General features: G+C 56.6%; 10 protein-coding genes and 1 pseudogene. 1 reads left to right on the forward strand and 10 read right to left on the reverse strand.

The window, feature by feature from the left end:
* The 5 genes and pseudogenes from CA85_RS25840 to CA85_RS20090 all read right to left on the reverse strand — a co-directional run.
* Positions 1 to 152: pseudogene (locus CA85_RS25840) on the reverse strand (transposase family protein); the annotation flags it as partial.
* 491 nt (positions 153 to 643) lie between these two features.
* Positions 644 to 1,255, reverse strand: a complete 612-nt coding sequence (locus CA85_RS20075; RefSeq protein WP_146393147.1) for a DUF5063 domain-containing protein — start codon at positions 1,253 to 1,255, stop codon at positions 644 to 646.
* A gap of 355 nt (positions 1,256 to 1,610) precedes the next feature.
* Positions 1,611 to 2,252, reverse strand: a complete 642-nt coding sequence (locus CA85_RS20080) for a hypothetical protein (RefSeq protein ID WP_146393148.1) — start codon at positions 2,250 to 2,252, stop codon at positions 1,611 to 1,613.
* Between the two features lie 204 nt (positions 2,253 to 2,456).
* Positions 2,457 to 2,705, reverse strand: coding sequence for a hypothetical protein (locus tag CA85_RS20085; protein WP_146393149.1), 249 nt, complete (start codon positions 2,703 to 2,705; stop codon positions 2,457 to 2,459).
* A 735-nt stretch (positions 2,706 to 3,440) separates the two neighbouring features.
* Positions 3,441 to 4,079 carry a hypothetical protein gene (locus CA85_RS20090; RefSeq protein ID WP_186775082.1) on the reverse strand — a complete coding sequence of 213 codons (639 nt, stop codon included), beginning with the start codon at positions 4,077 to 4,079 and terminating at the stop codon, positions 3,441 to 3,443.
* 2,142 nt (positions 4,080 to 6,221) lie between these two features.
* Between CA85_RS20090 and ltrA the strand changes: the two genes are divergently transcribed.
* Positions 6,222 to 7,526 (forward strand): group II intron reverse transcriptase/maturase, encoded by a 1,305-nt coding sequence (gene ltrA / locus CA85_RS20095; RefSeq protein ID WP_222435488.1) that lies wholly within the window; start codon positions 6,222 to 6,224, stop codon positions 7,524 to 7,526.
* A gap of 60 nt (positions 7,527 to 7,586) precedes the next feature.
* Here the strand turns inward: ltrA and CA85_RS20100 are convergent, their stop codons facing one another.
* The 5 genes from CA85_RS20100 to CA85_RS20120 all read right to left on the reverse strand — a co-directional run bounded on the left by CA85_RS20100 (position 7,587) and on the right by CA85_RS20120 (position 14,039).
* Positions 7,587 to 8,087, reverse strand: a complete 501-nt coding sequence (locus tag CA85_RS20100) for a hypothetical protein (protein ID WP_146393151.1) — start codon at positions 8,085 to 8,087, stop codon at positions 7,587 to 7,589.
* Positions 8,088 to 8,123: 36 nt separating this feature from the next.
* A complete protein-coding gene (locus tag CA85_RS20105) occupies positions 8,124 to 8,495 on the reverse strand; it encodes a hypothetical protein (protein WP_146393152.1) in 372 nt (123 codons plus the stop codon).
* Between the two features lie 174 nt (positions 8,496 to 8,669).
* Complete coding sequence (locus CA85_RS20110) at positions 8,670 to 9,947, reverse strand: DUF1559 family PulG-like putative transporter (protein WP_146393153.1); 1,278 nt, start codon at positions 9,945 to 9,947, stop codon at positions 8,670 to 8,672.
* Between the two features lie 247 nt (positions 9,948 to 10,194).
* A complete protein-coding gene (locus CA85_RS20115) occupies positions 10,195 to 10,920 on the reverse strand; it encodes a phytanoyl-CoA dioxygenase family protein (RefSeq protein WP_246113007.1) in 726 nt (241 codons plus the stop codon).
* 2 nt (positions 10,921 to 10,922) lie between these two features.
* On the reverse strand, positions 10,923 to 14,039 hold the full coding sequence (locus CA85_RS20120; RefSeq protein ID WP_146393154.1) for an error-prone DNA polymerase: 3,117 nt from the start codon (positions 14,037 to 14,039) through the stop codon (positions 10,923 to 10,925).
* Between the last annotated feature and the right edge of the window lie 487 nt (positions 14,040 to 14,526).

Raw genomic sequence — 14,526 nt, forward strand, 5'->3', positions numbered from 1 at the left:
TGCGGTCCATCGGCTCCTGCAATGACCGCCATGATACAAATGACGAGTAGATCGCCGAAGATATGGAGTCGATTAACGTGGGAACGAGGGTCGTTGAGTTCGTCAAAACAAGTGAGTATCGAATCGATGTTATCGAACTGGATTTCGGCCATAGAGATGAATTTTGGAAAGCGATGGGAAGCGAACAAATCACCTCCATATCATCATCTAAAAACCGGCCGAGCGCAACTCGACGCATACTGCCCATTCAGCCCACAGTGCGCGTTGGCCGTGGCACCGCAGCGGAGGCGGTAAAATGGCGGTAGCCAACCGCCGTAGTGGAGGTGACGCGTTTCTCCGGTGCACCGAGTTGTGCGTAGGGTACACTGGATCACGCGCATAACAACACACCGCATGCGGTCGACCATTCCGCAATCGTAGCGAGTCGCCCATGCGCACGCAAGCAAATCCGGGGGTGGGGCTTCTGCGCGTGGGAAATCACGATCGTTGGATTAGTGTGTGATTAGCGAGGATTAGGGTTCTACTCAGCTTGGTTATTGGGAACACTAATCCACACTAATCGAACACTAATCTCTGAGTCGCGTCCGAGCTGCACTCACGGATGAGTCGCCCTGTGGAATCAACTCTGTCTACGAACGCTTTGTTATGCATCTTTTTCGGCGTCACGTACCCCGTAGTGTTCGGCGATCCAGTTGATGGCCCGCAGAGCGTCAACGGCATGATCAGACCAATGATGATGAAACGAAAAATGCCAATCCCACACAATTTGTTTCCGAATTGTATCGGAACAATCTGCCCAACTTGGAAGCCCCGTCTTCAGATCGCGCCAAATATCGGCCAAATCATCGGACAGGCTTGCAGCCACAGGTTGGTCGTGATCGAGTTCTAGTGGATCGTAGATCTCCCAATAGTGATCGTTGATTCCGAGTTTACGTTGCAGGCTGGTAAACATCACTGACCATTCGTCATGGCTGATATTACGAGCGACGTCTTCATCGGTCGTTTCAATATCCGGCAATCCCAACGCACAATGGTAGAGTTGAGGCAGAATCGCCCGCGTACGAGTGATGAACTCTTCGGTTGTGTAAGTGTCGTGCTGTTCGATAAGGGTGCAATACGACGATGCAAGCACGGCGAATGAATCGATTTGCTGTGTCAGATTTGCATTTTCTGGGTGACGGGGTTCTAGATGCATAACGTAGAGGTCACCGGGTAACGTGGCGCCGCAGCGGAGGCAGTAAAATGGCGAAGCCATCCGCCGTAGTGGAGGTGACGCGTTACTCCGGTGCACCGCAGTTGTTCGTATCGCACCCTCTGATCACACGCGTAGCGACACACTGCGCAACCGGCGGTACTCCAAATCGTACCGAACAGGGAAGCCACACGCAAGCAAATTCGGGGGAGTGACGCAGACGCCGGATTCTACTGCTGGGCATTGTGGGCAATGACTCGGGCGTTGGGCGTCCACTGCCGGGTGTCGCGGGCGTTGCGGCGGTCGGTTCTGTGCGGCCACCAGCATCTACGAGCGTTGCCAATCACCGAGGCCGGACCGGTGGACTGTCCATCTGCTAAAACGCGCAAGCGGTCGTTCGGTGCATTGTTTGGTTCGTCTATTTCTTTACTGATTGACCTCTCGGATTTGCGTTCTGGACATAGGGTTGATAATCGCCCGTGATCCAACTGTCGGCCAGTCGAGAGTGTTCCGCCGGTTTTCGGGCATTGATCGCCACGTCCATGCACGCTTTAGCATTCGGTGCGATCACAAAAGAAATCGAATCCGAAGCATAAAGAAGTTTAGGATTGCCGTCATACTCGAATAAGATCTGTTGTACGGACTGGCCGTCGACACGGTGGACGATGCGGAAGAAGTCGATGTCGTCTAATGACCGTAACAACCGAAGGTCAAAATCAATTTCTCGTAATTTCGGACTGTCATCCCCGGGTGCACCAATCCAGTACTTACCGCCGGAACCATTGTACCTTGACGGACGGATTCGAAAGATCCACGGATTGGCTTTTTCTACATGCGGGTCGATCAGTACAATCGGTGCTGGATGAACGCCCACGAATTCGTCTTCGTGACGCGATCTCAGGTCGGTCATCTTCTGTTCGAGTGACGCAATCCTCTGACGGAATGCGGTTTCCTCAAGTTGCTTCAACCAGATAGTTCGAAACAAGCCAACCCCCGCGAGTATCAACGCAACGATTGTTGTAGCAAGTAGCAGCGTCAGAACGAAATACCGAGGCTTCATGTCAGGAATCCTGAAACGTTGCAGGCTAAATAAAACTTTGTAGACGAACGTTACCGATCAGCCGGCGGCGACGGTTGATCAACCACTTCAAGACACCCGACTTCGCCGCTCGGTTGAATCGGATGGTCCGTCGCTACAGATCGCATCCAGCAACGAGCACAACGGTTCGACGGCATCTACGCGCCCGTCCTCTGACGCATTGGATCACGTTTCATCCTCCGTCAGTTCAACGAAGTTCTCGGTATGGTAACCGGAATACAATTGGCCCGTCTGATGGTCGGCAACTACACAATGGCCGGGCATGTTCGGAATCTCGCCGAAGAAGATGTACCTGCGGGTATCCATGAATGGATATTTTGCGTGGTAGTCGTTGGGCACAGATTTGAAGTCAAAACGCACCAAGCTCAGGTACCGTGGACAATGTGCAGACGATGAGTCACCAGTTTCAGTCATAGAGCTTTAGGGGGGCCGTGCTTTGTCGACGAACGTCAGCGATAACCACGTTCGTGTGTTCGTAGCGGAGGCGGATGCAATGGCGCAGCCAACCGGCCGTAGCGGAGAGCACACGAACTGTGGTTTATCGCAATGGCTTTACGTCGGCTCGAGTTAGGTCGACAGTGATCGCGCGGTCGCCGCGCCCTGGCGGGATCGGAATGGGGATTCGATGAAACTGACGAGTTTCGTCAGTTGTTTTTTGACGGTATTGTAGCACAAGAGAAGTTGGGGCATGGTACGTGTCGAAAATCCCAAACGCGTTTGATGTGCCCCCGGACGAGACGGAGACAAAGTCGGAATCACTCGTAGATCGGAATGCTGGTTCAAATCCGTGGACGCCGACGTGGTCGTTGTTGCAAAGCCATTGCGCCACGTTGTCATTCCAACATTCATAATAGACAAACGAATCGCGTTCAGCCTCCGGTGGGACGTCTAAATCTATGTGGGCCGTAAAGTAACCGGACCATCGAGCAGACGTCAAGAAATAAGTTGACGTGAGAAACGCCAAAATACAGATTGTGATGGCGAGTCGACGCATCTCACTTCAATCGTAGAACGGTAGACATCACGGGGGACAGACGAAAGGCTCGCAAGCAAACCAATCAACTTGACTCCCGTCCTCACGTGCATTCTATGGTTCGTCGATCCGCCAGGACGTGTGTCTCAACGCGTTGTATTTTCCAAGACGCTCGATCAATCATCGTTGCGCTCAATTTCTTCCTGCTGCCGGGAGGCCTTCTCGTACCACCGTGCAGCTTCACCGAAATCTTCAATATCGGCGAACGCACCTGCGACGACAGCATAGGCTCCCGCAAGTAACTCGGGATCGTCTTGTGCCTTTGCCTCACGAAATCGTTCTGTGAATTCCATCATCTTGTCGCTTACCCCTGGTAAAGCAAGGACTCGTCTTCCTTCACGGGTTGAACATCCAAGAACCACGCCCGCCAGTTTGTCCCAGTCGCTCAGTTGTTCCGTGCCTCGTGGCTGCATATGCAAAGTGGCTTCGGTTGTCTTACCAGAGGCTAACTCAATCCGTGTACGCCGTGACCCGAGATGAATCGGCAGTTCGTATGCATCGCTTAGAATCCATAGCGATCGTTTTCCCTCTGGCAATCCTAGCTTGGCGATGCCGCTCCGATTTGAAGTCGTGCGGAACGGTTGTGGAAAGACATGGTCAGTACCGGATTGCGCACTTCGATACTTCAAGATACGCTCGTCCTTGATGAGAGGGGCGCAATAAATCTGCGCCCCAACGTTCCACCAACCTACGTTCGGACATGATTCCACCTCGACCCCCGCAATTGGCTGGGACTCCTCATCAATCGTTTTCACAACGCATTCGACTAGCGGCACCATCTCAACTGTGATGGGCGACGTTTCGAGCGGATCAAAGACCTGCGGGCGAAGGTAGGGATCGTTAGCACGGCCCTCGCATTCTGGCGGAGGCTCTCCCGAACGTGCAATGAACCCATCGCAAAGAGCGATCAATTGAATCTTTTCATTAGGAGGCCATCCCTCCACTGTGAAAGTTCCATCGGATCGGATAGGCACCCAAGTTTGCCACTGGACACGCATCCTCTCCGCATCGTTCGGAGGCAGGGTATTGACCTTGATCCGTCCTGCGTTGACAGGTCGCGGAACGTTATCACTCAACACACCTTCGATAGGACCTACCTCGCTGAGGGGAACGTCCATGACGAACTTGCCTTCACGCGGAACCTAAAAATCCACGATACGACTGAAATGTGTAACGCGATCACCATCCATTTTGGCGACGAGCACACTGTGACTACCGGGCCTCACTGGCGGTAACCGAAGACTCGTTTCTGTTCGTGCCATTGTGTGCCCCCTCCCAGAACGACCATCGGACCAAAACGCATACAGGTTGCTCGTATCGGCCGGCTTCCCGTCGATCATCGGTCGTAATTCAATAGGAACGGCGTCATCAAGTACGACTTCATATGGTGATTCATTTTCCAGAGGCACGTCAACGTGTATCGCATCTGGAAATGCATAGTCGCGATGGTCAACATGAAGTGACACTCCGATTGTGTGTGTCCCCTCATCCAAAAGCGTAAAACGAGGATACGCAATTGTCGCGCTGCCTTGCAGATCTGTGACGACTTCCTCTGGCGACACTCCCGTCCGATCGTACTCGCCATTGGGCCACATGTAATGACCCTGGCCGCTCCGGATTGCCCAGGGTTCAACAACTGCATCGCGAACAGGCTCACCCCTCGAATTGAGAATACGTACCGGTAGCGATTCCATCATCTGACTTCGCGTTTTCGTCTCTACTTCGCCCTCGCCAACGCGGATCGGAGGTTCTGCAAAGCAATGATGAGCAACCAGGACCGAGAGGGCAACTAAGTTCGCACGAGAGATACGGTTGAACATCATTCATATTTCCGTTGGGAAAAAACGTTGGCGCCGCCCAGAATTCATCGATTAGGATACTTGGCCGACGAACGTAGAGGTGACGCGTTACTCCGGTGCACCGCAGTTGTTCGCAGCGCACCCTCGATCGTGCGCGTAGTGACACACTACGCAACCGGCGGTACTCCAAATCGTACCGAACAGCAAAGCCACACACAAGCAAATTCGGGGGAGTGACGCATACGCCGGATTCTATTGCTGGGCATTGTGGGCAATGACTCGGGCGTTGGGCGTCCACTGCCGGGTATCGCGGGCGTTGCGGCGGTTGGTTCTGTGCGGCCACCAGCAACTACGAACGTCTAAAATCACCCGGTCGCGACGAGAGATTCTCCGTTGTCAAAACGCCCGACTTCGCGACTCGGGTGCATTGGTACGCCCAGCATGGGCGTGAACTTGTGGGGTGTAAGTCCCCTGTACAATTTCGGAACTTAGTTCGAAGGACAGTATACCAAATGTAATCAGCTAAGCAAAAGTACTAGGCGAAGGCAACTGCGGGGAGGTGACAATCCGTGGAGAGGAAGCCTGCCGGTGCGGTCGGTAAGCCAGTAATGAGTCGTCGCTGGCACGCACCCAACGCCAAAGCTGCGGGGTAACGAACAGAAACGCGATTGAGGCTCTGGGAGTCATTGAGGTGAGCGGCCCCAGGACTGCGAAACCGTCTTCCGACAACCTCCTGAGTAGATCGCGTGCTCGCGCAGCGAAAGTTCACGTCCCTTATCTGGGGAGATCTCAAAGCGTACCCGTGATTAGGGCTTGCCCGAAAGGCGGGGCGGATGCGGTAACGCATTTCGTGCGGCGAGAAGTCAGCAGAGGTCGTAGTAGTGACCCTCGATTCCCAATCGAGACGCGAAGGACCGAACGTTTCTTGTCAAGGAATTTCCTCACCGAAAGTAAGAGCTATTCATGAACTCGAATCCACCGAAACACATAGAGCCGACATCCAGCAACCACCAAGGAGTGGAGGACCAGAACGGCCCGTGCGCCCAGAGAGGTCTGAGCAATTCGGAATCCTTCACCGGACTAACGGATGCGGCGAGCATGGAGAAGTCACCCTTGAACCCTGTTCCCGACTTAACCCTCATGGAACAAATTGTTGACAACGACAACATGGAATGTGCTTGGGCACGCGTCAAAGCCAATCGTGGCGCACCCGGACCTGACGGGATTACCATCGACGACTTCCCCGAACACTTCCAGGGCATCTGGCCCACTGTCCGTCAGCAACTGTTGAATGAAACTTACCAACCGGGCGCAGTTCGGCGTAAGTCGATTCCCAAAGCAGATGGCACTCAGCGGCATCTCGGTATTCCAAACGTGATCGACCGTCTGATTCAACAAGCCATCTTATTAGTCCTCACGCCGATCTTTGATCCAGAGTTCTCTGAATCGAGTTTCGGCTTCCGACCTTATCGCTCGGCTCACGAAGCGATCCATCTTGTTCAGCAGCACATTCGCGCCGGTTACCGCTGGTGCGTTGACATGGATTTGTCGAAATTTTTCGACTTAGTCCAGCACGATGTTCTCATGCACCGTGTGGGCCGCAAGGTCCGAGACAAGCGTTTGTTGCGATTGATCGGGAACTATTTACGAGCCGGCGTGATGATCGATACCGACTTCCACGCATCGACTGAAGGCACGATGCAAGGCGGCCCGCTGTCCCCTTTATTAGCGAACATCCTGTTGGATGATTTTGACAAGGAGATGGAATCACGGGGTCACCGTTTTGTCCGGTACGCGGACGACTTCTTGGTGTTTTCCAAGACTGAGGAGTCAGCCACGCGTGTCTTCAAGTCGGTGGAACGTTACCTCACTGAGAAGCTCCGACTCGTCGTCAACCATGAGAAGAGCAGCGTTCGCCGCACGAAGGACACCGAGTATCTCGGTTATCGCTTTGACGGTTACGGCGGACAATTCAAAGTGAGTGCGAAGAACGAGCGTAAGTTCAAGGACCGCGTGAAGCAGATAACACGCCGCAAGGGAGGCCGGTCGATGGCTTCGCGTTTCCGAGAACTACGTCAGTATTTCCAAGGATGGATTGGCTACCTTCGATACGGATTAACGAAGACGCAGTTGCGTTACTGGGACAAGTGGGTTCGACGGCGCATCCGCGCCTGCTACTGGAAACAGTGGTATCGAGTCCGCACCCGGATACGGATGCTATTGCTTTTAGGCGTCCGTAAAGACGAAGCGATCTCGCACGGCAGCAGTGGACGTGGTTACTGGGTGATGAGTTCGAGTGCGGCGGTACACGTCGCGCTCAACAATGAATATCTCACGTCCCAAGGACTAGCAAGTCTTGAGACGATTTGGAGCAAGTTTGCTTCCAAGAAGCGAACCGCCTAGTGCGGACCCGCATGCTAGGTGGTGTGGGAGGGGTCCGCAGTAATGCGGCCCCTATCCCGATCATGGTTCTGCGACGTTTGATACACACTGACGAACCGCAGAACAAACCAAGCTAGCGAATGGCATTATCGCAAAAATAGTGATCGGATACCACAAGGTTACCATCAAAGTCCAAAGTGTAGAATCAGACCATTGGAAATGCCGATAGTAGACGCCCCATGAATCGCCAAAAGATCCTTCGCGTTCGAGCGGCGGATAGATCTCCCCGTTAGCGTGAATCAATCCGATGGTGCTGCCGCGATACGGGCCGTACTCAACGTCATTGAAGAAAACAAGTCGTGCATCAAGTCCGCGCGACGATACACCGACGTGAGAGTCATCGCGAAAGGAGAAATGGTATTCCGTTGGTTTGGCGATATAACCCACCAGAAACAGCAAGACCGAGAGCGTGAGCATCACTGTCGAAAACGCGGTTGCGATCTTGAATGTTCGATGTGCCACCGGATGACTCGCAGAACGTCCGGCGTCACCGGGCGGAGAGAGTAAAGTTGTCCATTTCAAAACGGCCGCAAGCCCCGCTCCGTGTGCACGCCATGGTTATCCGTTGTTTGGCGTCAATCCATCGATCGAGAATTCGAGCAGCTTGCCACAGCGAGGACATTCGGCGTGGGGCGTATCCAGCAACTCGCCGCAATGATAACAGAACAGATCAGTCGAAGCAGACACGACGGATTGTCGTTCGTGCCATGCATTCAACAGGTCCCTGATGTCATCTTGCGTGCAGTCGACGGCACAAACATCGTAGACAGTGCCGAAAACCGGACCTTCACCAGCATGGACCTGGCTGTATTCGTTTGCGGGGGCAATGAGTCGTGCCTTAACGCCACGTTCAAGCAGAAACGCGACCAGCGAGTCAGCCGCGGGGTAACTACGTGATCGGTAGATAGTTGTCGGCTCAGGAAGCGTCATAGTCGAGCATCAATCTTCAGTCGGATAACAATGTATTCAACCCTCGTCAGTTGGGTCGTATTGGGAAACTCCCCGAATACGCCCCGGGTGAGCAGGGGGACTTGATCGGTATCGCATGGCCCGCCAGGGGGCCAAGCGACATTCCTTTTTTCACTCAACTCGGGCGGTGTTTGCTTAACGTTGGTTGGCGTGGATGAAGGGAGGCTGCCAGCTCGGGCCGAGCGAGGCATCGTCGAGAGTCACGCCCGCTTCGAGCGTGCCCTCATGATTGAGCAGCGGATTGTCAGGAATTCGGTCGAGTGACTCGCTCGGCAGGAATGTCACATGACCATCCTCATAGAGCACATTGATACCACGCCCGCTGTGACTGGTCACGTGAAAGCGGTAGGTCGCCCGGCGGGCTGATGTTGGGTCGGTGGCGCTGAGCTGCATCACGGCGGCATCGCTCATGACGGCGAATTGGGAGCGGCCTTCGAATCGAGGGGATAAATACTGTCCTCCATCCCGGACGCCGAGCGTGTAGGAGTAGTGCCCGCCCAACATCATCTGCAACCAGCGCAATTTCGCGAGGATTTGACTGATTTTCCCGACGGTGTTGGGATCACTCTGCCCAGCATCGCGTGCGAGTTCTAGCTCTCTGGCGAGATCATCGAGATAGTCGAGATCTTGCAAGTTCGCGATTTGAAATTCTGCCGGCGGCGTGGCTGTCATTCCTTGCTGTGCTGAGACCGCGGGACGGCGCATGTCCCAGAATTCGCGCTGACCGATCGATGGGCAGAGCGTTTGCTGGGGGCTGCGCAGCAACCCGGCTCCGTGGAGCCAGGGAACGTAGATACCGGCGAACGCGAGATGCCCATCACGTGCGATTGGTGGGAGCCTCGACTGAGCATTGCGGTCGGCAAACTGCGTCATCGAAATCCCGAGTTCTCGTAGATTGTTCTGGCATGCCGTCCTGCGGGCAACGAATCGGCCTTCCATCACAGCAGGCAATGCGATTGCAACCAAAATCAACGCTGCCGCGATCGAGGCGACCCAGTCCCGCCGATTCCATGAATCACCGTTACCACCATCCTTGGTTCGGCTCAGCCGAACATCGCCGAAAAAGTTATCATTTGTAAACGACGCTTGGTCCGATTGGGGGGCGCTGGCAGCGAATGGCGGAACGCCGCCAGCGGTCGGGGGATCGCCCGCAGCGGTCGGGCTGGGGTTCCCTTCCATCGGGGGAAGTGGCGGAAGAATCGCCATCGTCCGAGAAACGAGGTCCGGCGGCGGCTGCAGATCCGTCTCGCCCATGGCATCGGCGTCGTCGGCCTCCTCTAGTCGCTTGAGCACTCCTTCCAGCTCGGCGAGTTCTCGCCTCGCCTCAGCGTCCTCACGCAGCCATTGTTCCACCCGACGCATTTCGTCGGGTTCCAAGGCACCGAGGAGATAACCAAGTAAGTCTTCGTGCATCGGCGGGGGGACCTTTGCGGTGCAAACGAGGAGAGGTGAAACCGGGGGACTGATCACGAGTACGCAGGAGAGCATTCCACGACGTATCGTTGATCGGCAGTACTCACTGCGACACCCTGGCTCTACGGAGAGGCTGGCCTCACGGTTCGAACCGCAGTCGCGGTCGAGCCTTCATTTAGCCGCAGAGCCGCTTCGGCGGCCTATTTTCTCTGGATTTCCGGCCCGAGTGGAAGGCTCGGACCGCCTCTTATCCTATCAGCTTCGCCATGTGCCAGTGGTAGGGAGCGGGCAGGGCGTCCCGGGGCGCCAATTCAAGATGCAGGACGCGGCGGCGCAGGGCGGTGGCGGGATCGGTGGGGTGAGAACCGTGGCAGAGCAGCGGACGCATGGCGAGAACATCCCCGGCGCGACAGTAAATCGTCTGCATCTCCTCGGTTGCGGCGGGCTCCACGCCGCCGTTCTGGGTCGTCTGATGCGACCGCGGCACGACGTAGAGTGGCCCGTTGTCCGCCCGCATCGGGTCCAGGTGCAGTCGCAGCGTTAGCATCTGGGACAGCACTTCATCATTAGCTTCGACGTGCGGCACTCCGGCTTTAAAGGTCGGTTTGCAAAAGGGGTCGGGGGGATCGTGGTGTTTGCTCACGGCGATCGTGCGATCGCGGTGCAGTGACAGTGCCCAGCCCTGGCCCGGTGGTTTGTCGAAATACAGCACCCGCACGACACTGGGCTTGGCACCCACATAGTTGCGAATCAAGCGTGCCATTTGGATGTTGTGGATCCAGGGTCTCCACAACGCGTCGTTTTCAATGAGGTTGCGGCCGCCCACCAGATCGCCCTCACGATTCTCGATCCGATTGTTTGCGTCGGAGCTGAGCCAGCGGGAGATTTCCTCGCCGATCTGCTCGCATTGCTCGGGGGGGACGACGTCGCGGGCGATCCGGTAGCCATAACGGTCTAGGAGTCTGATCGTCATGGCTAGCGGAAGTCTCGGGTTGGCGTTGGCAGGTCGTTGAGCATGTCGGTGAGGTCTTCGATGCGGCCAACGACGACATGAATCACCCCTTTGCGATTCTCCAATTTGCCGTCGACGATCCAAGCGTTCCGGGTGCGAGCGACCTTGAAAAATCGTTTCCAAATCGCGGCGAACAACACTAAATTCATGGATCCTGTTTCGTCCTCAATCGTTACAAACGTGATTCCTTTGGCGGTCGACGGGCGCTGTCGCATCAGCACGATCCCTGCCACACGAACGTGCCGGCCATCGCGGAGCGGTGGGAGTTCAGCCGCCGTTCGGCAGCCGCGCTCGGCCAAACGGCTTCGCAGAAACGATACAGGATGCGCCTTCAAACTCAATCCCGTCATCTCGTAATCTCGGTGGACTTCCTCCGCCGCAGACATCGATACGAGTTCCTCCGGCACGCTGGTATCGGGTGCGAGCGACTCTAGGAGCGGCATCGACGCCGCTGCACTATCGGTAGCGAGGGATTGCCACACGGCAGCCCGCCGGTCCTGAGAAATCGACGCCAGAGCGTCCGCATCGGCCAGGGTCGCGATCACTCCCGGGGCCAGTCTCGCCCGCCGCGTCAAATTGTTCAAATCCGTGAAGGGGCCTTCGGTTTGACGCTCCCTGCAGATCTGGTCGGCTGCGGCAGCGGCGAGGCCCCGAATCATTTGCAGTCCCAACCGAATCGCTGGGCCCGGCCGATTGGGATCCGCGACCAATCGCGAGTTCACATCACTGTGATTGACGTCCGCAGCGAGCACGCGCACACCATGCTTCTGCGCGTCGCTGATCAGTTGAGCGGGCGCGTAGAAGCCCATCGGTTGGCTGTCGAGCAGAGCCGCGCAGAAAGCAGCGGGGTAATGCTGTTTGAGATAGCAGGAGGCGTACACGAGTAACGCAAAGCTCGCCGCGTGCGATTCCGGGAACCCATATTCACCAAAGCCCTGAATTTGATGGAAGACCTGTTCGGCAAACTCTTCGCTCAAACCGCTGGCCTTCATGCCCTCGAGTAGCTTCACGCGGAAGCTGTCGATCACGCCCGGCCGCCGCCAAGCCGCCATGGCCCGGCGCAACTGGTCGGCTTCCCCCGGCGTGAATCCGGCCGCCACCACGGCGAGCCGCATCGCCTGCTCCTGGAAAATCGGCACCCCAAGCGTTTTCTCCAACACGCGGCGGACCGCGTCGTTGGGGTACACCGCCGCGGTAGGATCCTCTCTCGCTGTCAGAAAAGGATGGACCATATTGCCTTGAATCGGCCCCGGACGAACGATGGCGACTTCGATGACGAGGTCGTAGAAACACCGCGGCCGCAAACGCGGCAACATGCTCATCTGCGCCCGGCTCTCGATCTGGAACACCCCCATCGTGTCGGCGGCACAGATCATGTCGTACGTCGCGGTATCGTCGGCAGGAATCGTCGACAGGGTCAACTCACGGCCGTGATGCTCCTGGACGAGCTCAAAGCAGCGACGGATCGCCGAGAGCATTCCCAGCGCCAGCACATCGACTTTGAGAATCCCGAGCTCGTCGAGGTCGTCCTTGTTCCACTGGATCACCGTGCGGCCCGGCATCGCCGCATTCTCGGTCACGCACAACTCACACAAGTTTCCTGCGGTCATCACCATTCCGCCGACGTGCTGGGAGAGATGACGTGGGAACCCGATCAAAGTCCCCGTCAGGTACAAGAACCGCTTGCCCAGCGGCGTGTCGGGATCCAGCCCGGCATCGCGACAGCGCTGCGGCAGTTCCGGATCGCGGCCATAGCTGCCGGCGAGTTTGGCCACCGCATCGATGATGTCGGGAGAGACCCCCAGCGACTTGCCGACTTCACGGATCGCGCTCTTGGTTCGATACGTCGTCACGGTCGCGGTCAGCCCCGCTCGGTCGCGACCATACTTTTCATAGAGATACTGGATCACCTCCTCGCGGCGTTGGTGTTCAAAGTCGACATCGATGTCCGGCGCCTCGTTTCGCTCGCGACTGATGAAACGCTCAAATAACAAATCCGTCTGCGTCGGATCGACCGAAGTGATCCCCAGGCAATAGCAGACCGCGGAGTTGGCCGCCGAGCCGCGCCCTTGGCAGAGAATGTTCTGCGAGCGGGCAAAGCGAACGAGATCCCAGACCGTCAAGAAGTAGGCTTCGTAATGAAGTTCTTCGATCAACTCGAACTCATGGCGGAGCATCTCGATCACGTGCGGTGCGACGCCCTCGGGCCACCGCTGTTGGGCCCCTTCCCATGCCAAGCGTTTGAGATGCTCGATCGGTGTCTTTCCCGGCGGGGCCAGCTCGACGGGGTACTCGTACTTGAGTTCGTCGAGACGAAAGTGGCATCGCTCGGCGACTTCGACGGTGCGGGCGACCGCGTCGGGAACGTCGCGGTAGAGCTCGCGGATTTCATCGAGCGTTCGCAGGTGATGCTGGCTGTTGTGCAACCGGTGCCCCACGACATCTTCGACACGGGCGTGATTGCTGATCGCGGTCAGACAATCGTGCAGCAGCATGCGTTGGGCCGTGTGATAGCGAACGTCTCCGCTGGCTAAGAGCGGCACGTCGCAGGACAGTGACAAGTCTCGGAGCCAGGCGGCTTTGCCCGCATCGTCGACGCCACGATGGAACGACGCCAACATGTACCCGCGATCGTCAAATACGTCCCGGAACGGACCGCGCAGGAACGGGCGTGTGTGATTGAGCGGATCCTCATCGCTGGCCGAGTCCACGATCACCCCGGCGAGAATGCCATCGGCAAACTGGGCAATGTCGTCGAAGCGAAGTTCGCAGCGCCCTTTCTCACATCGCATCCGGCCGAGTGAGAGCAGGCGACACATCCTCCCGTAGGCTGCCCTATCGGTCGGCCACAACACCATCGCGGGAGCATCGATGGGATGCACCTCGGTGCCGACGATGTATTGCAGCCCCAACTCCTTGGCCGGGGCATGACCGCGCACTACCCCCGCGATCGACTCGCGATCGGTTAATGCGAGACCCGCGTACCCAAGCTCGGCGGCGCGCTGCACCAATTCATCGGGGTGCGAGGCAGCCTCGAGAAATGAAAAATTGCTACGGCAATGGAGTTCGACATATTGCATGAAAATGTTAACCCTCCCGCTTAGGACGACAGCCCTCTGTCACGGACATCAGTCGCCGGTCCGATGCGGAATCACTAGCGTAGTCCCGCGAGGTTACGCTGGGAAGCGAAGATGACGCGCACGAGCGACAAAGCTGAAAGAGTGAATTCTATTGATCCAGGGTCACGATTTCTCGCCAACCAAACGGGAAAGCGGGACGGAGGTTGATTCGTTCCCTGTGAAGCCACTTTCGGTTTCGGTCGCTTAGCAACACACGATGAACCAGTGTCGGTTTTAGTAGTGGACTCGTCGCCTCCTGTCGATTGCTCACAAGTATCCCGTCAGGGATGATAGAAAACAGCCGTAGGTCAGCGCAGCGCGACCTCATAGGCATCAAGTTAAGCAGTACTCGAGGAGGTTTGGGTCGGCGAGCAACTCCATTGTTCCTGGTTTTGCCTTGCGTTTGGTTCTTTGGCAACGACGTCGGACGCGGGAGATGAGACGATTG

This window comes from Allorhodopirellula solitaria, assembly GCF_007859855.1.
Lineage (GTDB): Bacteria > Planctomycetota > Planctomycetia > Pirellulales > Pirellulaceae > Rhodopirellula > Rhodopirellula solitaria.